The sequence below is a fragment of the Pseudomonas synxantha BG33R genome, assembly GCF_000263715.2.
Taxonomy (GTDB): domain Bacteria; phylum Pseudomonadota; class Gammaproteobacteria; order Pseudomonadales; family Pseudomonadaceae; genus Aquipseudomonas; species Aquipseudomonas synxantha_A.
Genome location: NZ_CM001514.1, coordinates 2,621,485 through 2,643,233 on the forward strand (window position 1 = coordinate 2,621,485; position 21,749 = coordinate 2,643,233).

Below are 21,749 nucleotides of genomic sequence, written 5' to 3' on the forward strand. Positions count from 1 at the left end.
ATCGCAGGCAAGCCAGCTCCCACATTGATCGGGTTTTGTTCCTAACGGTGATCAAACTCCAGAAGGAAGTGCGGGCTGACCTGGCCTTCCAGCGCAGTCATGTGGTGTTCGGCATCGCACATATGCTCATGCATCAAACTGCGCACGGCGCTTTCATCCCCGGCACGAAAGGCGATCAGCAGTTGTTTGTGATAGTCGAGGTTGGCCGCGTCGAACTGCTTGCGCTTGGGCTTGTAGGCTTTCTTCAGCACCACCAGGTCGCGCAGCAGGTCGTTGAGAAACTGCGCCATAAAACTCAGCAGCGGGTTGGGGCACGCCCGGGCCAGCAGGTTGTGGAACTCCAGTTCCGCCAGGCGCTGTTCGCGCTGGCCGGCTTCGCTGTCTTCGGGGGCGCTGCAAAAATCCACATTGGCTTGCAGGGCCTGATAGTCGTCTTCGCTCAAGCGCCCGAGCACCGATAGCGCCAGTTCCACTTCGATGACCTTGCGCAACTGATACACCTGCTCGCCATCCAGATGCTGGAAGTGCAGGTAGTTGCGCAAGGCGCGGCTGGCAGGTTCAGTGCCGGCCTGGTTCAGATAGGCCCCGCCACTGGGGCCGGTGCGCGTATTGACCAACCCTTCGACCTCCAATGCCTTGAGCGCTTCGCGTGCCGAGCCCTTGGAGCACTGAAAACTTTCCATCAGCTCGCGTTCGGTGGGCAAGCGGTCGCCGGGCTTCAAGGCATCGGTGACGATGGAGCGCTTGACCGACTCGACAATCACATCGGACAGCTTCTGGCGTTTGCGGCGTAGCGGGCGAGTCAGCATGGGTTCGATTTATCGTATTAATGCGGATAAATAGCACTTAATAACGATTGCATCGGAGCGTCAACGCAGCGTGTCGTTTTCGATGGCAACAGGTCGCAAATGCCCCCGGTTACTCCCAGGCACCGAGGTCAAGGCAGCGCGCGGAGGCGGGTGGCTGTTTGCCGTGGGCGAGGAAATCCCCCAGCCAGCGGCTGATACAGCCGTCGGCGCCGGACTGCTTGGACTCCTTGAGTAGTAACTGCTCAACGCCGACGGCGATAGTGTCGCCCGGCGCCGCATTAATCAGCACCATGCGGGCGACGCGCTGGGGGAAAAGCGTGGCGTAGCGGCTGCCAAGACGGGTAGCGGCAGCGTTGCCCAGGTAGTGCAGGCGTGCCTCGCCGAGCTGCCCGCGCACATACTCCATGTCCAGCGCTGCCTGCTCGACTGCGTTTGGCTGGCGCAGGTCGCGGGTGCTCAGTTCGATCACGTCATAACGGTCGACCAGCGTGCGATAAGCGCGGGTGGCAAGCGACTCCCAGCGGCTGGCCAGGTGCAGCACGAAAGACGCGTTGGCGGGCCGGGGCGGTTCGCCGGCCTGGACGAACACCACCCCCTCGCGGTTGAGCGGTTGCCTGGCGCCCACACGCGTCACGCTCAGGCGTATGCGACCGCGCCCGGGAGCGGCGTGGTCCCGCGGCACACTGACCAGGCCGCATTGGGTGCGCCCGACCACCTCAGGGTCCAGGCGCGCAGTGGTAGTGAGGGGGCAATCCAACAGCCAGTCGATTGCAGTGGGCACGATCAAGGGCTCAGCGCGCACTGCGTTTGCTATAAGCCAGCAGCTTATGCACACCAGGGTTTTTACAAGAACGCTGGGTGTCATCACGAGGTCCCGGGCAGCCGTATGTAACAGCTTTTTTACCAAGGACCTGGGGGTGGAGAATGTAAGGCTAAGAAACAGTTTGTGTAAGAAATACCGATTTTGCTTATCAGCTATCGGTCTTCCATCCACCCCCTAATGCCTTGTACAGCGCGATACTGGCTTGCAGCCGCGACAGGCGCAGTTGCACGTTCAGGTCCTGGGCGGCATAGAGGGTGCGTTGGGTTTCCAGCACCGTGAGCAGGTCTTCGGCGCCGGCCTCGTAGCGGCTTTGCGCAATCTGAAAGGCCGTTTGCGCCTGCTGCAGTTCTTCAGTTTGCCATTGGCGTTGCTGGTCCAGGCGAGTCAGGCTGCTGAGGGCTTTTTCCACATCGGCAAAGCCGTTGATGATCGCTCCGCGGTAGGTTTGCAGCAGTTCATCCTGGCGCGCACGAGCTTTATCGCGCTCGGCACTCAGCCGACCGTTGTTGAAGATCGGTGCGATCAGGCCCGAGGTCAGGGTGTAGAACGGGCTGCGCAGAACATCTTCAGCCTTGTACGCACCCGAGCCGAGGGTTGCGCCCAATGTCACCGAGGGCAGCATAGCCGCACGGGCCACCGTGACGTCGGCATTGGCCGCCGCCAGCTGTGCCTCGGCCTGGGCGATGTCAGGGCGGCGGCGCAACAACTGGCTAGGAACACCGGGGCCGATATTCGGCCAGGTCAGTGCCTGGAACGGCTCGCTGCCCAGCGCCAGGGCCTGTACCGGCTGGCCGAGCAAGGCGGCGAGGGTGATGCGCGATTCTTCGGCCGATTGCTGGATCAGCGGCAGTTGCCGTTGCTGGCCGGCCACCAGGCTCTTCTGTTGCGCGAACTCCAGGGCCGTGGCGGAACCGGCATCGTAGCGGGTTTGCACCAGGTCCAGCACATTGCGCGCATTGGCCAGGTTCAGCTCGGCGATCTGCAGGCGCTGGTGCGCGGCCAGGGTTTGCGCATAGCGGTCGGCGACATTGCTGAGCAAGGTCAACTCCACGTTGGCCTGATCGAACTCACTGGCGTGCAGGCTATGCACAGCGCTGTCTCGCGCAGCGGCGCGGCCACCCCAGAAGTCGATTTCGTAGCTGGCCGTGAGGTTGGCGTCATAGTTATTGACCGTCTTGTTGCTCTCGGTGGCGTCCAAGTCCGAGTTGCCGCTGCCGCGCAACAGTCTTTGACGGCTGGCGCTGAGGTTGAACGTCACCTCGGGCAGCAACGGTGCGCCAGCAATCACCGCTGTCGCCTGGGCCTGCCGCACCCGCGCCATGGCCGCAGCCACGTCAAAGCTGTCACGGCGGGCCTGATCGATCAGGCGGTTCAGCACAGGGCTGCCAAACTGCGTCCACCAACGCTGGTTGGTGGCCTGGTCGGCGTCGCGTTCGGCATATTGCCAGACGACGGGCGCGGCAATGCCGCTGTCGAGGGCAGGCGAGGTGCCGGCACAGGCATTGAGCAACAGGCACAGGCTGAGTGTCGACAGGTGCGGTGCGATGGATCGTTTATTCACTGGTCAATGCCTTAACCGGATCGAGCCGGGCAGCTTTACGGGCCGGCATAAAGCCGAATACGACGCCGGTGACCAGCGCACAGCCAAACGCGCCGAACACCGCCACCAGGGAAAACTGCACCGCTACTTCGGCTAGCACCAGCACGCCGCCCACCAGCAATGCCAGGGCGATTCCGAACAGACCGCCGACCACCGAGAGCATCACCGCCTCGGTGAGGAACTGGCGCAGGATGTCGCTCTGGCGCGCCCCGGTGGCCATGCGGATGCCGATTTCGCGGGTGCGTTCGCGCACGGTCATCAACATGATATTCATCACGCCGATACCGCCCACCAGCAGGGAAATCGCGGCAATCGAGCCGAGCATCAGCGACAGGGTGTTCTGGGTCCGCGCTTCGGCCTGGATCATCGCGGCGTCGTTCGTCAGGTGGAAGTCGCGTTTGCCGCCGTGCAGCGTTTGCATAAGCTGACTGATGGCCTGCTCGGCCTCTTGCACCTTGCGCGCATCGGCGGCGGCAATGGCAACGTATTCGGGGTTATAGGTGCCGAACAGGCGCACGCTGGCGGCGGTATAGGGAATGGCGACACGGTCATCGCTGTCTTGCATGCCGGAGCTGGAGCCTTTTTCCGCCAACACGCCAATCACCTGGAAGGGCACGTTTTCGATCAGGATGTATTGCCCGATGGGGTCTAGCTGGCCTTTGAACAGCTTTTCGCGCACGCGATGACCGATCACCGCCACCGTGGCCCCGGCGCGCTCGTCGGCTTCGGTAAAGTAGTTACCCTCGGCCACTGGCCAGTTGAAGATGTCCGGGAAGTTGGTGTCGTTACCGCCTACATAGGCCATGTAATCGACGTTGCCGAAGCGAACACCGGCGTAGGTGCCGTTCACTGGCATGATGCGCTTGACCTGGGGCAATGTAGCCAATGCGGCCACATCATTGAGGGTCACGATACCTGGCGGTGTGCGCGGGTTAGGCGAAAAACCGCTCAGGTAGATAATGTTGGAGCCGAAGGCCGCCATCTGCGCCATGACCTGGCGCTTGCTGCCTTCGCCTACCGCCAGCATCACCACCACCGACGCCACGCCGATGATGATCCCCAGCAGCGTCAGCGCGGTGCGGAAGCGGTTGATCCACATCACCCGCCACGCCGCCTGCACCGCGTCCAGCAGCTCGGCTTTCCAGGCACCATTGTGTTCGGCGCCGTCGGCCAGGCGCTGGCGCAGGTCCACGGCTTGCAATGCGTCGCTGCCAGCCGTGACGGGCACGTGGGGGGGGCTCAACGCCGAATCGCTGATGATCAGGCCGTCGCTGATCTCGATGATGCGGTTGGCGTGCGCCGCGACTTCGCGGTCGTGGGTAATCAGAATAACCACGTGGCCCTGGCTCGCCAATTCATCCAGCAGCACCATCACCTCGGCACCGCTGTGGCTGTCGAGGGCACCGGTGGGTTCGTCGGCAAGGATGATATGCCCGCCGTTCATCAACGCACGGGCAATCGAGACGCGCTGCTGCTGACCACCGGAGAGCTGGTGCGGGCGGTTGTTGGTGCGATCGGCCAGGCCCAGGCGGGTCAGCAGAGCCTTGGCGCGGGCATGGCGTTCGGCAGCGCTGATGCCGGCATAGATCGCCGGCATCTCGACGTTTTCCTGGGCCGAGCCGGACGGGATCAGGTGGTAGCCCTGGAACACGAAACCAAAGGCTTCGCGGCGCAGCCAGGCCAGTGCGTCGCTATCCAGGTGCGCGACGTTTTCCCCGGCGAACAGGTAGTCGCCCACGGTGGGGCGGTCGAGGCAACCGAGGATGTTCATCAGTGTGGATTTGCCGGAGCCCGAGGCGCCGACGATGGCAACGAACTCTCCTGCATGGATCGACAGGTCGATCCCGCGCAATACGTCGACCTGCGGGCTGTCGCCGCCGCCGTAGGATTTGCGGATGTTCTTGAGTTCGATCAGTGGCGTGGTCACATCAACCCCCGCTGCTGCTGGCGGGACCGATCAACAGGTGATCGCCTTCGTCCAGGCCATCCAACACTTCAACTCGCAGGCGGTCACTGATACCCAGCTGTACTTCTCGCTTCTGGATGGCACCGTTTTTGGTCACGACCCGCGCGATCTGCTTGTCGCTGCCTTGGCTGCCGAGCAGCGCTGCGACCGGGATGGTGAGAGCGTCCTTGACCTGGCTGGCTACGAAAAACACCTGGGTGGTCATTTCGGCCATCAGTGCATTGTCAGTGTTGTCCACATCCAGCAGTACGGTGTACAGCACTACGCGGCCACTACCGGTTTTGCTCGTGCTACTGGGGCTGCCACTGCCCTGGCTGGTTTCATTCAGCGGCTTGGGCGGTATCGGCAGAATCTGGCGCACGGTGCTGCTCCAGCGCCGGTTGCCGCCGGCGAGGGTAGTGAAATAGGCGCTCATGCCCGGTTTGACGTGGCCGATATCGGCTTCGGACACTTCGGCCCATACGGTCATCGGTGACAATTTGGCGATGCGCAGGATCAACGGCGTTTGTTGTTGGGCGTTGAGGGTTTGGCCGACTCGCGCATCTACCGCCACCACGGTGCCGCTCATGGGCGCGTAAATCCGCGTATAGCCCAGTTCGGCCTCGTCACTGCGCAGGCTGGCCTGGGCTTGGCGGATCTGTGCCTGGAACATATCGACACGTGCTTGGGTGGCACTCAGTTCGGCTTTGGCGGTTTGCACATCTTCTTCGCGGGTGGCGTTGCCTGCAACCAAGCGTTGCTGGCGCTGGTATTTCTGGCGTGCGAGTTCGTGCTGGGCTTTCTGTTCCTGCAACTGCGCCTTGAGGTTTTCAATGGAATAGCGGCTGGCGTCGAGCTTGGCCTGTTGCGTGGCGGGATCGATTTCCACCAGCAGATCGCCTTCCTTGACTTGATCACCAGCCTCCACATGGATCTTGCGAATCTGTCCGGACGCCTGGGCACCCACGTCCACATAACGGCGCGGTTGCAGGGTGCCCAGTGACGTAACGCTATTTTCAATGTCGCCGCGGGTTACGGTGACCGTGGGTAGGCTGTCGCGTCCCGACGGCAGCACTTGCCAGGCAGCCACCACAAGGATGGGGAGCAGGCACGCCAGCACAAGCAGGGCGCGTCGGGCAGGTCGAGGGCGTTTCATGTCTTGGTTCCAGCCAGGAGGTGTTGACCGCAGGAGCGGGGAGTTGACAGTTATACGAGAAAAAAGCTCGGGAATTTAGGTTGTTACACATGTGGTAACAGCTCGTGCGACGAAAAAAAATGCACCGTTGGTGCAAGACTCCTTTAAAAGTAGATGAGAATTACTATAAATTGCACACACTCAAACTGCCATCATCGATGGGCTCGCTCCTAACGGGCTGGGATCGTTAGCACCACGGCCACGGGGCCAGGAGTCATGTTGGAAAACTACTATCGCGAGCTGGTGTGTTTCCTGAACGCCAAGCTGGGCAACCGTCAGGTGGCCGAAGATGTGGTGCATGACGCTTATGTTCGGGTGCTGGAGCGTTCCAGCGACATCCCGATCGAACAGCCCCGCGCCTTCCTGTACCGCACGGCCTTGAACCTGGTGATCGACGGCCACCGGCGCAACGCCTTGCGTCAGTCCGAGCCTCTTGAGGTGCTGGACAGCGAAGAGCGCTTCGCCCCCTGTTCACCCCACGCCAGTCATGACCACAACCAGCGCCTGGAGATGCTTGAGCGCGCCCTGGCCGAGTTGCCGGCGGCGTGTCGCGACAGTTTCCTGCTGCGCAAGCTCGAGGGCCTGTCCCATGTGCAAATCGCCGAGCGCCTGGGGATTTCCCGCAGCCTGGTGGAAAAACACATCGTCAACGCCATGAAGCATTGCCGGGTGCGTATGCGTGAGTGGGAAGCGCACTGATCGCCAGTTGGTTAAATTTTATTTCACTGTCCTCGTTTCCTATCAACACACGGCCTGTTGTTCAGGCCATGAAGGTATTCCCGCCCCACCGCCAAGGGGCTTATCCAGAGGACACTGGAATGACACAGGCAATTGCTTCGCCCGCGGTTCACGACCTGATCGGTATTGGCTTCGGCCCTTCGAACCTGGCGCTGGCCATCGCCCTGCAGGAGCGTGAAAAGGCCCAGGGCAAGCTGGACGTGCTGTTTCTCGACAAACAAGCCGACTACCGCTGGCACGGCAATACCCTGGTGACCCAGAGCGAACTGCAGATCTCCTTCCTCAAGGACCTGGTGACCCTGCGCAACCCCACAAGCCCGTACTCCTTCGTCAATTACCTCAAGGCTCACGATCGCCTGGTGGACTTCATCAACCTGGGCACCTTCTACCCCTGCCGCATGGAGTACAACGACTACCTGCGCTGGGTGGCCGGGCAGTTCCAGGCCCAGGCCAACTACGGTGAGGAAGTGCTGGCCATCGAACCGATCCTGCATCAGCAGCAGGTGGAGGCCTTGCGCGTCATTTCCCGCGATGCCCAGGGCGAGCAGCATGTGCGTACCACCCGCTCGGTGGTGGTCAGCGCCGGCGGCACTGCGCGCATCCCCGAAGCGTTCAAGGCGCTCAAGGGTGACAGCCGCGTGTTCCACCATTCCCAGTATCTGGAGCGCATGGCGAGCCAGCCTTGCGTGGATGGCAAGGCCATGCGCATCGCGGTGATCGGCGGCGGCCAAAGCGCGGCCGAAGCCTTTATCGACCTCAATGACAGCTTCCCATCGTTGCAGGTCGATATGATCCTGCGCGGCTCGGCGCTCAAGCCGGCCGATGACAGCCCGTTCGTCAACGAAGTGTTCTCGCCCGCGTTTACCGACCTGGTGTTCCAGCAAGTGGGGGCCGAACGCGAGCGTTTGGTCGCCGAGTACCAGAACACCAACTATTCGGTGGTGGACCTGGACCTTATCGAGCGCATCTACGGGATTTTCTACCGTCAGAAAGTCTCCGGCATCGCCCGCCAGGCGTTCCGCACCATGACCGTGGTGGAGAAGGCCACGCCCGGGCCGCTGGGTATCGAACTGGTATTGCGCAACAACGCCACGGGCGAAACCAGTGTCAACCACTACGACGCCGTGATCCTCGCCACCGGCTATGAGCGCCAGATGCACCGCGAACTGTTGGCGCCGCTGCAAGCCTACATGGGCGACTTCGAAGTGGCCCGCGACTACCGCATCGTCACCGACGAGCGCTGCAAGGCGGGTATCTACATCCAGGGCTTCAGCCAGGCCAGCCATGGCTTGAGCGATACCTTGCTGTCGGTGCTGCCGATTCGCGCGGATGAGATTGCGGCATCGTTGTATGCCAACGATCGAAACCGTGACAAGGGCCGTTCGGTGCAGGACCTGCTCCTGGCCACTGCCAGCTGACCTGCCCCTCCTACAGACGGCACTTGTGACAACGTGCGGCTATTGGTACTGTACAAAAAACCAGTATCGGTAGCCCGCCATGCAGTTGATCGAAAAACTCAGCATCCTCGCCGACGCCGCCAAGTACGACGCGTCGTGCGCCAGCAGCGGCGCGCCCAAGCGCAGCTCCGAGGGCAAGGCGGGGTTGGGTTCCACCGACGGCATGGGCATCTGCCACAGCTACACGCCCGATGGCCGTTGCGTGTCGCTGCTCAAGGTGTTGCTCACCAACTTCTGCCTCTACGACTGCCAGTATTGCGTCAACCGCCGTTCCAGCGACGTGCCCCGTGCGCGTTTCAGCCCGGAAGAGGTGGTCACCCTGACCCTGGATTTCTACAAGCGCAATTGCGTCAGCGGGCTGTTTCTCAGCTCCGGCATCATCCGTTCGTCGGACTACACCATGGAGCAATTGGTGCGGGTCGCCAAACTGCTGCGCGAAGAGCATGACTTTCGCGGCTATATCCACCTCAAGACCATTCCCGATGCGGATCCTGCATTGATTGCCGAGGCTGGTCGTTATGCCGATCGCCTGAGCGTGAATATCGAACTGCCCACCGAGGCCAGCCTGCAGACCCTGGCGCCGGAGAAGCAGATTGTGTCGATCAAGCAGGCGATGCAGACCATCTACACCGGCGAGCAGACGGTGTTCAACGAGCCTCGCGCCCCGCGTTTCGCCCCGGCCGGGCAGAGCACGCAGATGATCGTCGGCGCCGACGACACTGATGACAGCACCATCCTCCACGGTGCCGAGGCGTTGTATGGCAATTTCAAGCTGCGGCGAGTGTACTACTCGGCGTTCAGTCCCATCCCCAACAGCCCGAAAAGCGTGCCCCTGGCCGCGCCGCCGTTGATGCGCGAGCACCGCTTGTACCAGGCCGATTTCCTGCTGCGCAGCTACGGTTTCAGCGCCAGGGAGCTGTTTGCCGGCCCCGGCCACCTGGCCCTGGATATCGACCCCAAGCTGGCCTGGGCCCTGGAGCATCGCGAAGTGTTCCCTCTGGACCTGAACCGCGCAGAGCCCACCCTGATTGCGCGCATCCCCGGTATTGGCCTGCGCACCACCCAACGCCTGGTGGATCTGCGCCGCGAGCGCAAGATCCGCTTCGAAGACCTGGCGCGTATGCGCTGCGTACTGGCCAAGGCCAAACCGTTCTTCATCACCAGTGACTACCACCCGCAACAGGCCGACAGCACAAGCGTGTTGCTGCGCGAGCAATTGCGCGACCGTCCGCAACCGCAACAGATGGGGTTGTGGGGATGATCAGCCTGGAATGCGACAACCTGTTCAGTACTTGGCGCGAACAGGCGCGCTGGCTGCTCAGCCATCAGGTCGACCCCAGCCAGGTGAGCTGGGGCGAGGCACAAGCAGCTGACCTGTTCGCTACCGATGAGCCGATCCCGCCAGGGTTGGGGCCGTTCCAGGCACGCATTCCCAAGGCGCTGTTGGAGTTGCTGGAGTCTGCCGCCTGTTATCACGGTGATCAACGCTGGAGCCTGCTGTATGAAGTGCTGTGGCGGGTCAGCCACGGTGATCGCACCGCGATGCTGGCGGGGGACAAGCTGGGCAGCGAGTTGCAGCGACGCATCAAGCAAGTCAGCCGCGAGGCCCATCACCTGCATGCGTTTGTGCGCTTTATTGCCCTGCCGGCCGAGGCGGGGCCCGAACTTCCTGAATACGTGGCCTGGCATGAACCGGCCCATGACATTCTCAAAAGTGCCAGCCAGCACTTTGTCGGGCGCATGGGCCGCCATCGGTGGATGATCGCGACGCCCCTGGACGGGGTGTATTACGACGGCGAGCAGTTGGTTCACCAACGCCGCTGCCCCGAGGCGTGGCAGCAACTGGCGCAAAATGTCGAAGACCCCCACAGCGCCATGTGGCTGACCTACTACAGTCACATCTTCAACCCGGCGCGGCTGAATCCCAAGGTGATGGAAGGGCACTTGCCCAGTCGGTTCTGGAAAAATTTGCCGGAGGGCAAGTTGATCCCGGGGCTGATCAGCGAGGCGCGTACGGGCAAGCAGAAGGATGGGCAGGCGAAGCTGGTGGGGGCCAAGCCAGGCAAAAGAATTGCAAACCCGGTCAATGTGGGAGCTGGCTTGCCTGCGATAGCGGTCGACCAGTCAGATGTGGGGTGACTGATGCACCGCTATCGCAGGCAAGCCAGCTCCCACATTTGGTTTTCGCAGCCTGGGGGAGTGGGTATCAGGCCAGTTCGGTGGCGGTGTTCTTGACCACCGCGAGCTCCGGATGCGCCACCAGCTTATCGATGTGCAACTCGTCATTGTTCAACCAGATCTCGGTCAGCACCCGATAATGCTCCATATCCCGGCAGCGCATACGCAGGCTGTAGTCGAACGGCCCGCTGATCAACTGGCATTCGAACACCTGCGGGCAGGCTTTGACGCAGGCTTCGAAGGCCTTTTGCGCCGAGCGCCCGCTCTGGTTGGACAAGGCCACCAGCACCAGCAGCGACAGCCCTGGTGAGACCATCTGCACATCGATGATCGCCCCATACCCACGGATCACCCCGCGTCGCTCCAACTTGCGCACCCGCTCCAGGCATGGCCTGGGGGTCAGGTGCACCAGCGACGAGAGTTTTTCATAGGTGATGCGCCCCTGGTGCCTGAGCACGTCGATGATCGCCTCGTCGATGCGATCCAGCGCAGGGGAGGAGTGGGGTCCGTTGGCCTTGGTATCCATGAGTTCACTTCAAACGGTTGGAAAGAAATTGCTGCAAGCGTTCGCTGTTGGGGTGGTCGAGGATCTCGGCGCCGCCGTGTTCCTCGACCCGGCCCTGATGCAGGAACAGCACTTGGCTGGACACCTGGCGGGCAAAGCCCATTTCGTGGGTGACCATCAACATGGTACGGCCTTCCTCGGCCAACGTCTGTATGACTTTGAGCACTTCGCCTACAAGTTCCGGGTCGAGGGCTGAGGTCGGTTCGTCGAACAGGATAATCTCCGGCTCCATCGCCAATGCCCGCGCAATCGCCACGCGTTGCTGCTGGCCACCCGAGAGGAACGCCGGGTATTGATCCGCCACGCGGCCTGGCAAGCCGACTTTGTCCAGGTACAGGCGCGCACGTTTTTCCGCCTCGGTGGCGCTCACATTCAGCACCCGGCGCGGGGCCATGGTGATGTTTTCCAGCACCGTCATGTGACTCCACAGGTTGAAGTGCTGGAACACCATGGCCAGGCGCGTGCGCAGGTTTTGCAGTTGTGCCTGGTGCGGCGCGCGGGAGCCGGCACGGCCTCGCTGCATTTCGATGCTGATGCCGTCCAGGGTGATGACGCCTGCGTCCGGCTGTTCAAGAAAGTTGATGCAACGCAGCATGGTGCTTTTGCCCGAGCCGCTGGCGCCGATCAGACTGATCACATCGCCTTGACGGGCATTGAGGGACACACCTTTCAGCACTTCGTGTTCGCCGTAGCGTTTATGAATGCCTTCGACTTGAAGCTTGATGGCGGCGGTTGCAGTTTCGACAACCGGTACATCCACCGGATAAGCGGCCAGGGCCTGCGCGGACTGATTCATGGGTTAGCCTCGGGTAGGAACAAGAAAACGCATCCAGCGACGTTCGGCCAGCCGAAACAGGCCCACCAGTGCAAAGGACAGCAACATGTAGAGCAGGGCAGCGATACCAAACGCCTGAAAGGTCAGGAAGGTTTCGGCATTCGCATCGCGGGCGACCTTGAGGATGTCGGCAACGGTGGCGGTAAACGCCAGTGACGTGGCGTGCAGCATCAGGATCATTTCATTGCTGTAGGCCGGTAATGCGCGGCGCAATGCGGCGGGTACCACCACGAACAGATTCAGGCGCCAGCCGTGCAGGCCATAGGCGCGTGCCGCTTCGATTTCGCCGTGGGGAATATTGCGGATCGCCCCGGCGAAGATTTCCACGGTGTAGGCACAGGTGTTGAGCACAAACGCCAACAAGGTGCAGTTCAGCGCATTGCGGAAAAACTGGTTGAGCAGGGCGTTGTCCTGCACCACCTCCAGGCTGTACAGCCCGGTGTAGCAGATCAACAGTTGGATATACAGCGGCGTGCCACGGAACAGATAGGTGTAGACCTCCACCGGCCAGCGCAGCCAGAAATGCTGCGAAACCCTCGCCAGTGCCAGGGGAATCGACAGGCAAAAGCCGAGCACCACCGAGATGATGAACAGCCACAAGGTCATGGCGACGCCGGACAAGCCGCTGCCATCGCTGAACAGGTAGGCCAGGCCGTATTGCTGGAACAGTTCGATCATCGCGCCATCCCCTTGATGCCCAGGTTATAGCGCCGTTCGAGGCGCTTGAAGATGCGGTTGGAGAGGGTAGTGATCAGCAGGTACACCAGCCCCGCGAGGATCAGGAAATACAGTGGCTCGCTGGTGGACTTGCCGGCGTTCTGCGCGGCCTTGACCAGGTCTGACAGGCCGATGATCGACACCAGCGCCGTGGACTTGAGCAGCACCAGCCAGTTATTGCCCAGGCCCGGCAGGGCAAAGCGCATCAGTTGTGGGAACAGCACCAGGTGGAAGCGCTGCCAGCGGCTCAGGCCATAAGCCGTCGCGGCTTCCAACTGGCCCACCGGTACGCTGAGGATCGCGCCACGGAAGTTCTCGGTGAAATACGCGCCGTAGATAAAGCCCAGGGTGACCACCCCGGCGGTGAACGGGTCGATTTCAAAGTAGTCCCAGCCGAATACTTCAGTCAGGTCGTTGAGCCACAGTTGCAGGCTGTAGAAGATCAGCAGGATCAACACCAGGTCCGGCACGCTGCGGATCAGCGTGGTGTAGAGCGTGGCCGGTACGCGCAGCCATCTGGCGCTGGAGAGTTTGGCGCCGGCGGCGACCAGGCCCAGGGTGAGACTCAGGGCCAGGGCGAGGAAGGCCAGCTTGAGCGTCATCCAGGCACCCTGGGCCAGCATTGGGCCGTAGCCTTGCAGGTTGAGGAGTTCGTTCATGGGAAGGAGATCTCTTTATATGTAGGAGCGAGCTTGCTCGCGAAAAACTCAAGGGCGCCGCGTTCATGCTGGCTTAACGCGTTATCGTTGACGCTTTTCGCGAGCAAGCTCGCTCCTACAGGGGCGCGGACATCACTCGTTGTAGATATCTTGATCGCCGAAGTATTTCTTCTGGATCTGCGCGTAAGTGCCATCGGCCTGGACGGCGGCGATGCCTTTGTTGATCAGCTCACGCAGTGCCTGGTCGTTCTTGCGCAGGCCCATGGCGATGTCCAGCGGCAGGGTCGGGTCCTTGAAGGCAGGGCCGGTCTTGAAGTCGGCGCCTTCGGGCTTGGACAGGAAGTTGAGCTGGGCTTCGAGTTTGTCGGTGAGGGTGGCGTCGAGGCGCCCGTTTTGCAGGTCGGCGTAGTTCTGCTCTTGAGACTGGTACGCCTTGATCTGCGCGCCCAGCCTGGCCAGGTGCGCTCGGGCGTAGGCTTCCTGCAGCGAGCCTTGCAGCACGCCGACCTGCTTGCCCTTGAGCGATTCCGGGGTATCGCCGAAGTCGGCGCCTTTGCGCGTGATCACCGAGGTGGGGCTGAGGAACAGGCGATCGGTAAAGTCGATGACTTTTTCGCGAGCCGGGGTCACGGCCATGGAGGACATGATGGCGTCGAACTTGCGCGCACGCAGGGCCGGGATCATGCCGTCGAATTCATTGTGCACCCAGGTGCATTTCACTTCGAGCTTGGCGCAGATGGCGTTGCCCAGTTCAATATCGAAGCCTTGCAGGCTGCCGTCGGCGGCCACGGATTCGAAGGGTGGGTATTCGGGGAACACGCCAAAACGGATTTCTTTCCAGTCCTGGGCGTGGGCGGCGGTGGCGCACAGAGGCAACAGCAACGCAGCGAAGAGTGATCGCAGTGGAGTCATGTGGAGGTCCCTATATTTTGTAATTGATGTCAGGGCAGTGAATAACTGGGAGCAGAGAATGCTTCATGATGGTGCGTTTTTTGTGTCGTTTACCCCCTGCACAAAGCGCAAATTGCGCTGTTAAAACCAACAATGCAGCGCAATCGGCTGTTGCACCCGCCGAATCGGCTTTTAACCCAGCAAAGTCCGGCCTGCCCTCGACGCAAAGCGGCAGGCCAGAGCGGTCTCAGGCGCGCTTTTTGTGCTGTGCGACCGGCTGCCGGGCCAGGCGGGCAAACAGGTCTTTGGGGTCAGCTAGGTCGGGTACCAGTTCCAGCTCGCTGCCCACGTCCAACGCCTTGGCGACGTCCAGTACATAGCGCAGGGCCGAGTAGTCTTCGATGGCAAAACCCACCGAGTCGAACAGGGTGATCTGGCGCGCATTCTCGCGGCCGGGCTTCTGGCCGTTGATCACTTGCCACAACTCCGTCACCGGCGAATCCTCAGGCATGTGCTGGATCTCACCTTCGATGCGGCTTTGCGGTTCGTATTCCACGATCACCCGGGCGCGTTCGACGATGCGCCGGTCCAGCTCGGTCTTGCCCGGGCAATCGCCACCCACGGCATTGAGGTGCATACCCGGTTCGATCATCTCGTCGGTGAGGATGGTTGCATAAGCCTTGTCGGCGGTGACGGTGGTGACGATATCCGCGCCTTTGACCGCCTCGGCCACGCTGTCAGCCAGGATCACCTTGATCGCCGGAAACGCCTTGAGGTTGGCGGCGAGTTTGGCGGTGGCCTTGGCGTCGATATCGAACAGGCGAATTTCGTTAATGCCAAGCATGGCGTGGAAGGCCAGGGCCTGGAATTCGCTTTGGCAGCCGTTGCCGATCAACGCCATGCTGCGGCTGTTGTCGCGCGCCAGGTAGCGGGCGACCAGGGCCGAGGTGGCAGCGGTGCGGATGGCGGTAGTCAGGGTCATTTCCGCCAGCAGCACGGGTTTGCCGGTATCCACATCGCCCAAGGCGCCAAAGGCCATCACGGTCAACATACCGGCCAGAGTGTTTTTCGGGTGGCCGTTGACGTATTTGAACGCGTACAGCGAGGCGTCCGAGACGGGCATCAACTCGATCACGCCATCCGGTGAATGGTTGGCCAGGCGTGCGCATTTCTCGAAGTCCTGCCAGCGCAGGTAGTCGGCACGGATGTACTCGGCCATCTCGGTGATGCAGGTTTGCACACCTTTTTGCGAAACCAGGTAGCTGAGGTCGTTGACGTCGATATAACGGGTCATGGCAAGACTCCTTATTGAAATGAGGGGCGGATCGGCAGATGCACTTCGGCCAACATGCAACGGGCACTGCCGCCGCCGATGCGTTCGATGTTGTCGATATTCACCACCACTGGTCGCGTATGGCGCTCCACCTGCTGGCGCTGCGCCGGTTGCAACGCGCGCCAGGCGCTGGCGGACATCACCAGCAGCGGTTGGCCGTCACGGTCGTGGACTTCGAGCATGTTGCCGGCGAAGGCTTCCAACTGGTCGAAGTCGAGGGCGAGGATGTCCTTGCCGGTGTCGCGCAGTGAGCGTTCCAGGGCCAGGCGCTCGCGCTCGTCGGGCAGGGCTTGCAGGCACACCACTGCGAGGTCGCGACCGACGCTCATCATCACGTTGCTGTGGTAGATCGGCGCGTGGTGGCGGTCCAGGGCGTGGAACACGCAGAGTTGGTAGTCCAGACGTTCGGCAAACTGGCGCAGCGCCGCGTGATGGGTGCGCCCGGAGTGGCAGGCGTAGCTGATGCGGTGCTGGCGGTCGAGCACCATACTGCCGGTGCCTTCGAGGAAGATGTCCTGTTGTTCCAGGTGGCTGAGGTCGATGGTGGTGTTGATCGCAAAGCGCTGCTCCAGAACTTGCAGCACGCCCTTGTTGCGCTCCAGTCGTCGGTTCTGGCCTTGCATGGGGTAGAGCACCAGGCTGCCGTCGGCGTGGCTGCTCCACCAATTATTGGGAAAGATCGAGTCCGGGGTGTGAGGGGCCGGAGTGTCCTGCACCACCAGCACCTCCACGCCGTGACTGCGCAGGGTGTCGACATAGCCGTCGAATTCTTCCAGCGCTTTGTGCTGTGCACTGAGCGGGTCCGGCGGCGGGCGTTGAAAACGGTTGTTGATCGCGGTATCCGGGTTGAAGGCAAAACGCGCCGGGCGAATCATCAGGACGGTGTTGGTGGTTTGCATGGGGGCACGGGTCCATGGGGGATCTTGTGAAGCTATTTTGTGCCATAGGGTGGGAGGATCCCGGCTGAAACAGCGGGGCGGCTCAGCCGGGAAAGCTGAAAAGGTGGATAAGGCAGCTGAATCGGCTGCCGGATTGAAATGTGCTCACATGTAGGGGGGCAACCTGCTCAATAGCCGTTACCTGTCACGCCACCATAATGATCTTCGACACCAACTCCACCACGGTCTTGGCCTGCAATTTCTTCATCAACCGCGCCCGGTGCACTTCCACCGTGCGGTGGGAAATCGCCAGGCGCAGGGCGATTTCCTTGGACTTGAAACCATTGACGATGTGCATGGCGATTTCCCGCTCCCGCGGCGTGAGGTCGCCAGTGCCCTGATGCAGACGGTCCAGGCGTTCGAAGTGCCAGATCATCAGCTTGAACGGGTCTTTGGGGGTGAGGGTGTAGCCGTGGGACTTGGCCCAGAACACTTCGCCATTGTGGTGCTGCATGAAGCGCTCATCGGAATAAAAGCCGTTGTCGCTGTCGAGCAGCCAGTCATGGCTGCGCTTGCCGATGGCATGGTAGTCGGCCTGGGACGGGTAGATCAGCAGGGTCAACTGATTGACCAGCGCCTGGCGCGTATAGCCGAACAGCTTCAGGAAGGCATCGTTGCAGTCGAGTATTACCCGGTCGCTGGTGACGATCTGCGGGGCAGGGGACAGCTTGAACGCCAGGCGTTCGAGGTCGGGAAATTGCTGTGCAAGGGCGTTCATGGGGCATCCTGCCTCGTTGTTCAATGCCCTGGTGCGCTACTTACCCATGTAAGTAGTTACACGAATTGGCGCGGGACCAGGGGTGGGTCATTGTAAGTAAAGTCCGGATCAAGAACAGAAGAAATTGATTATGCCTGCTGATTGCGTCTCCATTGTTGCCGCTGGTCACTCCCGCTTTGGTCGCTTGGAAGGCACCACGCTGGAAGACCTGATCGTCCAGGTTACCCGTGAAGCCCTGAGCGACGCTGCGATTGATGCGTCGCAAATCGACGCGCTGTTCCTGGGGCATTTCAACTCTGGGCTGGTGCCCGACGGCTTTGCCGCCTCGTTGCTGTTGCAGGCCGACCCCGGGCTGCGCTTCAAACCTGCCACCCGCTGCGAAAACGCCTGCGCTTCGGGTTCGGCGGCGATCCAGGCGGGAGTCAATGCGATTCTCTCCGGCAGCGCCGAGTTGGTGCTGGTGGTGGGCGCCGAAAAGATGACCCACACCAGCACCGCCGCGGTCACCCAAGCGCTGGCCGGCGCCGGCTATCAGAACGACCCGGCCGAAGCCGGCCTGAGTTTCCCGCAATTGTTCGGCCGCGCCGCCCGCCAATACGCCGAGCGCTACCACTGCCCGCTGGGCTCGATGGCGGCCATCGCCACCAAAAACCACTCCAACGCCATGGCGAACCCTCTGGCGCAGATGCATCGGGAGATGAATTTCGAGCACTGCAACAACGTGTCCCAGAGCAACCCGTTCGTGGCCGACTCCCTGCGGCTGACGGACTGTTCGCTGATCAGCGACGGCGCCGCTGCGATCATCCTGGCGTCACCCAAACGTGCGCGAGCGTTTCGCCGCGAGGTGCAGATCCGGGCGATGACCCAGGTCAATGACACCTTGCCCATCGCCCAGCGCGACATCCTCGCCTTTGAAGGCCCGCAACGAGCGATCCATGCAGCGCTGCGCGCAGCGAATGTGACCCTGGCAGACCTGAGCTTCGCCGAGGTGCACGACTGTTTCACCATTGCCGAGCTGCTGATCTACGAAGCCATGGGCCTGGCGCCCAAAGGCGAAGGGCATCGCGTGCTCGACAGCGGCGTGGTGCGTGCCGGCGGGCGCTTGCCGGTCAACCTTTCCGGCGGGCTCAAGGCCAAGGGGCATCCGGTCGGTGCAACGGGGGTGTCCATGCATGCCTTGGCGTTCCGGCAATTGACCGGCGAACCGATTGGCCTGGCGGTGCCCAACCCGGAGTTCGGCCTGGTGTTCAACATGGGCGGCATGGCGGTGGCCAACTACGCATCGGTCCTGCAGGCACGCCGGAGCTGAGCCATGAACATTGCCAACTGGCTGCACGACACCCAGCGTCGGGCCCCGCAACGCCCGGCGCTGTTCAACGGCACCACCCAAGTGGCCGACTACGCCACCTTCGCCGCCCACGTGCGCCAACGCGCCGCGCACCTGGTGGACCAGCACGGCCTGGTGCCGGGGGACGCGGTGGCGCTGCTGATGAAAAACAGCTGCGACTACCTGGAGTTGCTCTACGCCATCTGGTGGATGGGCGCCGTGGCAGTGCCGATCAATGCCAAACTGCATCCCAGCGAAGCGGCGTGGATTGCCGATAACGCCGAGGCACGCTTGATCTTTACCGATGGCGGCCGGGTGTTCTCATCGCGGGATTTGCCCCCGCGCTGCAAGGAGCTGGACGGCCACCTCTTACCTCCCAACACTGGCTGGCCGACCCTGGAACAACCGGTGCCACGCCACGACCAGGACCTCGCCTGGCTGTTCTATACCTCCGGCACGACAGGGCGCTCCAAGGGCGTGATGCTGTCCCACGGCAACCTGGTCGCGATGTCGCTGTGCTACGCCACAGATGTCGATGCGGTCAGCGCCGACGATGCGGCAGTGTATGCCGCGCCGATGTCCCACGGTGCTGGCCTGTATAACTTCATCCATGTGCGCTGCGGCGCACGCCACGTGGTGCCGGCCTCCCATGGCTTCGACGCCGCCGAGCTGTTCGGGCTGGCCGAGCAGGTGGGCAATGTGTCGCTGTTTGCCGCGCCGACCATGGTCAAGCGCATGGTCGAGCAGGCACGGCGCCAGGATTATCACGGCGCTGGCATCAAGACCATCGTGTATGGCGGCGGCCCGATGTACCTGGCCGATCTGCGTGAAGCCGCCGACACCTTCGGGCCGCGCCTGGTGCAGATCTACGGTCAGGGCGAGAGCCCCATGACCATCAGCGTGTTGCCCCGTGCAGTGATTGCCGATCGCCAACGCCCCGACTGGGCCAGCCTGGCCGCTTCGGTGGGCCACGCGCAGTCCTGTGTGGAAATCCGTATTCTCGATACTGCGCACCAGCCTTTGCCCACCGGCGAGCGCGGCGAAATCGCGGTGCGTGGCGCCACCGTGATGCAAGGCTACTGGCGCAACCCGCAGGCCACTGGCCAAACCTTGGTGGACGGCTGGCTGCTGACCGGTGATATCGGCTATCTCGACGCGGCCGGCTATCTGACCCTGACGGATCGCTCCAAGGACGTGATCATCAGCGGCGGCAGCAACGTCTACCCGCGTGAAGTCGAGGAAGTACTGGCCCAGCATCCGCAGGTGTTTGAGGTGTGCGTGGTGGGCGAGCCGGACGCTCAGTGGGGCGAGTCGGTGGTGGCATTTGTGGTGACGCGCAGCGGCCAGCCCCTGGATGAGGGCGAACTCACCGCCTGGTTCCTGGCGCGCATGGCCTCGTTCAAGAAACCGAAAAAATATGTGTGGCGCAGCGACTTGCCCAAGAACAGCTACGGCAAGATTCTCAAGACCGACTTGCGGCAGTGGTTGAAAGCAGCGAGTATCGCCGCGCTTTGACATGGATCGATAATCAGACAAGGAGTCCCCACGATGGGCAATCCCGCACAAGACACTGTCCGCAAGCGCCGCCGAGCGTTTCTGGGCGCCACCTCGGGCCACTTGATCGAGTGGTACGACTACGGCGTCTATGGGTTTCTCGCGGTCTATATCGGCCAGGCGTTCTTCGTCTCCGATGACCCCACCACCAGCCTGCTGGCCAGCTTCGCCGCGTTTGCCCTGAGCTTCTTTATCCGCCCTCTGGGTGGGCTGTTCTTCGGCCCGCTGGCAGACAAGATCGGCCGGCGCAAAACCCTGATCATGGCGCTGGTGATGATGACCGGTTCCACGGTGATGCTGGGGTTGTTGCCGACCTACGCCAGCCTGGGCATCGCCGCGCCGATCCTGCTGATCCTGGTGCGCTGCGTGCAGGGCTTCTCGGCGGGCGGCGAAATCGGCACGGTCACCAGCTTTATCTCCGAATACGCCGGGCCCGGTCGCCGCGGCTTCGCCACCTGCTGGTTGATGGTCACCGCTGTGCTCGGCCTGTTGCTGGGCGGCGCCGTGGCCAATGGCATGACCTGGGTGCTGGGCGCCGAGGTCATGCAGGAATGGGCCTGGCGCGTACCGTTCCTGATCGCTGCGCCCCTGGGCTTTATCTCCATGTACATCCGCCTCAAGCTTGAAGACAGCCCCGAGTTTTTAGCCCTGCAACGCGCCGGGCAAACCTCGCGGGCGCCGCTGCGGGAGGTCTGGCAGTGGAAGCGCGCGATTGCCCTGGTGTTCTTTATCATCACCTTGCACAGCTCGATCTTCTACCTGGTGCTGACCTTCGCCTCGACCTACATGGCCAAGATCCTCAAGTTCGACAGCGGCACCACCTTGCTCTACGTGTTCGTTGCCAGTTTCTCGGCCGCCTTCGTGATGCCGTTTGGCGGGGCATTTACCGATAAATACGGGCGCAAGCCGTTCCTGATGGTGATCGGCACGCTGGCGACCCTGGCGATGTTCTGGCTGTTCAAGTCGGCACCTACCGCGACCCCGGCGTCGTTCTTCGCACCGTTGATGGCGGTGGCGATTCTGTTCGGGCTGTATGCGTCGTCGACCTACGCGTTGATGAGTGAGCTGCTGCCGACGCGGATTCGCTCCACCGGGATTGCAGTGGCATACAACGTGCCGGTGGCGGTGTTTGGCGGCAGTGCGCCGTTGATTTCCACCTGGTTGATCAAGGTGACCGGGGACATTACTTCGCCGTGGTACTTCTACGTGGCCACCGGGGTGGTGTCGTTGGTGGCATTGGTGGTGTTGCGCAAGGAGGATTTTGTCGCATGTGGGAGGGGGCTTGCTCCCGAAGACGGCCTCATAGCCGACGCTTATCTGACTGATGCAGCATGATCGAAAAAAGGTGGTCAGCCGTTGTTGTGATGAGAATGGGTCATTTCCAATGAATTGACCCAAGGTTTTGGCGATGAGCTATACCTTAATCGGTTCGATGCTCGCACACCGCCTTAATCAATGATCAACAAG

At 61.9% G+C, this 21,749-nt stretch carries 20 protein-coding genes; 7 read left to right on the forward strand and 13 right to left on the reverse strand.

The genetic code is table 11. The annotated features are described in order from the left end of the window. Positions 1-41: 41 nt before the first annotated feature. The 5 genes from PSEBG33_RS15520 to PSEBG33_RS15500 all read right to left on the reverse strand — a co-directional run bounded on the left by PSEBG33_RS15520 (position 42) and on the right by PSEBG33_RS15500 (position 6,333). Complete coding sequence (locus PSEBG33_RS15520) at positions 42-809, reverse strand: FadR/GntR family transcriptional regulator (RefSeq protein ID WP_005787529.1); 768 nt, start codon at positions 807-809, stop codon at positions 42-44. Positions 810-918: 109 nt separating this feature from the next. Continuing rightward, complete coding sequence (locus tag PSEBG33_RS15515; protein WP_005787532.1) at positions 919-1,674, reverse strand: alpha/beta fold hydrolase; 756 nt, start codon at positions 1,672-1,674, stop codon at positions 919-921. 106 nt (positions 1,675-1,780) lie between these two features. Continuing rightward, entirely contained in the window at positions 1,781-3,193 is a 1,413-nt protein-coding gene (locus PSEBG33_RS15510; RefSeq protein ID WP_005787534.1) for an efflux transporter outer membrane subunit, read from the reverse strand. After that, complete coding sequence (locus PSEBG33_RS15505) at positions 3,186-5,159, reverse strand: MacB family efflux pump subunit (RefSeq protein WP_005787536.1); 1,974 nt, start codon at positions 5,157-5,159, stop codon at positions 3,186-3,188. Before PSEBG33_RS15505 ends, PSEBG33_RS15510 begins: the two co-directional genes overlap by 8 nt. A gap of 1 nt (position 5,160) precedes the next feature. Then, positions 5,161-6,333 carry an efflux RND transporter periplasmic adaptor subunit gene (locus PSEBG33_RS15500; RefSeq protein WP_005787537.1) on the reverse strand — a complete coding sequence of 391 codons (1,173 nt, stop codon included), beginning with the start codon at positions 6,331-6,333 and terminating at the stop codon, positions 5,161-5,163. Between the two features lie 255 nt (positions 6,334-6,588). On the opposite strand from PSEBG33_RS15500, the gene PSEBG33_RS15495 reads away from it, so the two are divergent. The 4 genes from PSEBG33_RS15495 to PSEBG33_RS15480 all read left to right on the forward strand — a co-directional run bounded on the left by PSEBG33_RS15495 (position 6,589) and on the right by PSEBG33_RS15480 (position 10,706). Next, positions 6,589-7,071: a sigma-70 family RNA polymerase sigma factor gene (locus PSEBG33_RS15495; protein ID WP_005787538.1), complete on the forward strand. Its 483-nt coding sequence runs from the start codon at positions 6,589-6,591 to the stop codon at positions 7,069-7,071. 119 nt (positions 7,072-7,190) lie between these two features. After that, entirely contained in the window at positions 7,191-8,528 is a 1,338-nt protein-coding gene (locus tag PSEBG33_RS15490; protein ID WP_005787539.1) for a lysine N(6)-hydroxylase/L-ornithine N(5)-oxygenase family protein, read from the forward strand. Between the two features lie 79 nt (positions 8,529-8,607). Further along, positions 8,608-9,828, forward strand: coding sequence for a putative DNA modification/repair radical SAM protein (locus PSEBG33_RS15485; protein WP_005787541.1), 1,221 nt, complete (start codon positions 8,608-8,610; stop codon positions 9,826-9,828). Continuing rightward, entirely contained in the window at positions 9,825-10,706 is an 882-nt protein-coding gene (locus tag PSEBG33_RS15480; RefSeq protein ID WP_005787544.1) for a TIGR03915 family putative DNA repair protein, read from the forward strand. Before PSEBG33_RS15485 ends, PSEBG33_RS15480 begins: the two co-directional genes overlap by 4 nt. A 67-nt stretch (positions 10,707-10,773) precedes the next feature. Here the strand turns inward: PSEBG33_RS15480 and PSEBG33_RS15475 are convergent, their stop codons facing one another. From PSEBG33_RS15475 to PSEBG33_RS15440, 8 genes are all read right to left on the reverse strand, one after another. Beyond that, complete coding sequence (locus PSEBG33_RS15475) at positions 10,774-11,271, reverse strand: Lrp/AsnC family transcriptional regulator (RefSeq protein ID WP_005787545.1); 498 nt, start codon at positions 11,269-11,271, stop codon at positions 10,774-10,776. A 4-nt stretch (positions 11,272-11,275) separates the two neighbouring features. Then, positions 11,276-12,106 carry an ABC transporter ATP-binding protein gene (locus PSEBG33_RS15470; RefSeq protein ID WP_005787547.1) on the reverse strand — a complete coding sequence of 277 codons (831 nt, stop codon included), beginning with the start codon at positions 12,104-12,106 and terminating at the stop codon, positions 11,276-11,278. 3 nt (positions 12,107-12,109) lie between these two features. Then, on the reverse strand, positions 12,110-12,823 hold the full coding sequence (locus tag PSEBG33_RS15465; RefSeq protein WP_005787549.1) for an ABC transporter permease: 714 nt from the start codon (positions 12,821-12,823) through the stop codon (positions 12,110-12,112). Continuing rightward, on the reverse strand, positions 12,820-13,521 hold the full coding sequence (locus tag PSEBG33_RS15460; RefSeq protein WP_005787550.1) for an ABC transporter permease: 702 nt from the start codon (positions 13,519-13,521) through the stop codon (positions 12,820-12,822). The genes PSEBG33_RS15465 and PSEBG33_RS15460 overlap by 4 nt, the downstream gene beginning before the upstream one ends. A gap of 132 nt (positions 13,522-13,653) precedes the next feature. Further along, the gene (locus tag PSEBG33_RS15455) at positions 13,654-14,433 is read right to left on the reverse strand and encodes an ABC transporter substrate-binding protein (protein WP_005787553.1); all 780 of its coding nucleotides are present in this window, start codon (positions 14,431-14,433) and stop codon (positions 13,654-13,656) included. A 226-nt stretch (positions 14,434-14,659) separates the two neighbouring features. Next, positions 14,660-15,706 carry an ornithine cyclodeaminase gene (locus PSEBG33_RS15450; RefSeq protein ID WP_005787555.1) on the reverse strand — a complete coding sequence of 349 codons (1,047 nt, stop codon included), beginning with the start codon at positions 15,704-15,706 and terminating at the stop codon, positions 14,660-14,662. An 11-nt stretch (positions 15,707-15,717) separates the two neighbouring features. Further along, positions 15,718-16,644 carry a citrulline utilization hydrolase CtlX gene (gene ctlX / locus PSEBG33_RS15445; RefSeq protein ID WP_005787557.1) on the reverse strand — a complete coding sequence of 309 codons (927 nt, stop codon included), beginning with the start codon at positions 16,642-16,644 and terminating at the stop codon, positions 15,718-15,720. Between the two features lie 184 nt (positions 16,645-16,828). Beyond that, the gene (locus tag PSEBG33_RS15440) at positions 16,829-17,401 is read right to left on the reverse strand and encodes a LuxR C-terminal-related transcriptional regulator (RefSeq protein WP_005787559.1); all 573 of its coding nucleotides are present in this window, start codon (positions 17,399-17,401) and stop codon (positions 16,829-16,831) included. A gap of 130 nt (positions 17,402-17,531) precedes the next feature. Here PSEBG33_RS15440 and PSEBG33_RS15435 point away from each other — a divergent pair, with 130 nt between their 5' ends. Genes PSEBG33_RS15435 through PSEBG33_RS15425 form a run of 3 tightly spaced genes read left to right on the forward strand, consistent with a single transcriptional unit; the run spans position 17,532 to position 21,617 of the window. Beyond that, positions 17,532-18,710 (forward strand): acetyl-CoA acetyltransferase, encoded by a 1,179-nt coding sequence (locus PSEBG33_RS15435; RefSeq protein WP_005787560.1) that lies wholly within the window; start codon positions 17,532-17,534, stop codon positions 18,708-18,710. Positions 18,711-18,713: 3 nt separating this feature from the next. Next, complete coding sequence (locus PSEBG33_RS15430; RefSeq protein WP_005787563.1) at positions 18,714-20,243, forward strand: class I adenylate-forming enzyme family protein; 1,530 nt, start codon at positions 18,714-18,716, stop codon at positions 20,241-20,243. Positions 20,244-20,276: 33 nt separating this feature from the next. After that, positions 20,277-21,617: an MFS transporter gene (locus PSEBG33_RS15425; RefSeq protein WP_005787565.1), complete on the forward strand. Its 1,341-nt coding sequence runs from the start codon at positions 20,277-20,279 to the stop codon at positions 21,615-21,617. Positions 21,618-21,749: the final 132 nt, after the last annotated feature.

Bases quoted from the DNA above. Each gene is read 5' to 3' on its own strand.
- PSEBG33_RS15520 (WP_005787529.1), bottom strand. From the start codon at position 809: ATGCTGACTCGCCCGCTACGCCGCAAACGCCAGAAGCTGTCCGATGTG.
- PSEBG33_RS15515 (WP_005787532.1), bottom strand. From the start codon at position 1,674: ATGACACCCAGCGTTCTTGTAAAAACCCTGGTGTGCATAAGCTGCTGG.
- PSEBG33_RS15500 (WP_005787537.1), bottom strand. From the start codon at position 6,333: ATGAAACGCCCTCGACCTGCCCGACGCGCCCTGCTTGTGCTGGCGTGC.
- PSEBG33_RS15495 (WP_005787538.1), top strand. From the start codon at position 6,589: ATGTTGGAAAACTACTATCGCGAGCTGGTGTGTTTCCTGAACGCCAAG.
- PSEBG33_RS15490 (WP_005787539.1), top strand. From the start codon at position 7,191: ATGACACAGGCAATTGCTTCGCCCGCGGTTCACGACCTGATCGGTATT.
- PSEBG33_RS15485 (WP_005787541.1), top strand. From the start codon at position 8,608: ATGCAGTTGATCGAAAAACTCAGCATCCTCGCCGACGCCGCCAAGTAC.
- PSEBG33_RS15480 (WP_005787544.1), top strand. From the start codon at position 9,825: ATGATCAGCCTGGAATGCGACAACCTGTTCAGTACTTGGCGCGAACAG.
- PSEBG33_RS15475 (WP_005787545.1), bottom strand. From the start codon at position 11,271: ATGGATACCAAGGCCAACGGACCCCACTCCTCCCCTGCGCTGGATCGC.
- PSEBG33_RS15470 (WP_005787547.1), bottom strand. From the start codon at position 12,106: ATGAATCAGTCCGCGCAGGCCCTGGCCGCTTATCCGGTGGATGTACCG.
- PSEBG33_RS15465 (WP_005787549.1), bottom strand. From the start codon at position 12,823: ATGATCGAACTGTTCCAGCAATACGGCCTGGCCTACCTGTTCAGCGAT.
- PSEBG33_RS15460 (WP_005787550.1), bottom strand. From the start codon at position 13,521: ATGAACGAACTCCTCAACCTGCAAGGCTACGGCCCAATGCTGGCCCAG.
- PSEBG33_RS15455 (WP_005787553.1), bottom strand. From the start codon at position 14,433: ATGACTCCACTGCGATCACTCTTCGCTGCGTTGCTGTTGCCTCTGTGC.
- PSEBG33_RS15450 (WP_005787555.1), bottom strand. From the start codon at position 15,706: ATGACCCGTTATATCGACGTCAACGACCTCAGCTACCTGGTTTCGCAA.
- ctlX (WP_005787557.1), bottom strand. From the start codon at position 16,644: ATGCAAACCACCAACACCGTCCTGATGATTCGCCCGGCGCGTTTTGCC.
- PSEBG33_RS15440 (WP_005787559.1), bottom strand. From the start codon at position 17,401: ATGAACGCCCTTGCACAGCAATTTCCCGACCTCGAACGCCTGGCGTTC.
- PSEBG33_RS15435 (WP_005787560.1), top strand. From the start codon at position 17,532: ATGCCTGCTGATTGCGTCTCCATTGTTGCCGCTGGTCACTCCCGCTTT.
- PSEBG33_RS15430 (WP_005787563.1), top strand. From the start codon at position 18,714: ATGAACATTGCCAACTGGCTGCACGACACCCAGCGTCGGGCCCCGCAA.
- PSEBG33_RS15425 (WP_005787565.1), top strand. From the start codon at position 20,277: ATGGGCAATCCCGCACAAGACACTGTCCGCAAGCGCCGCCGAGCGTTT.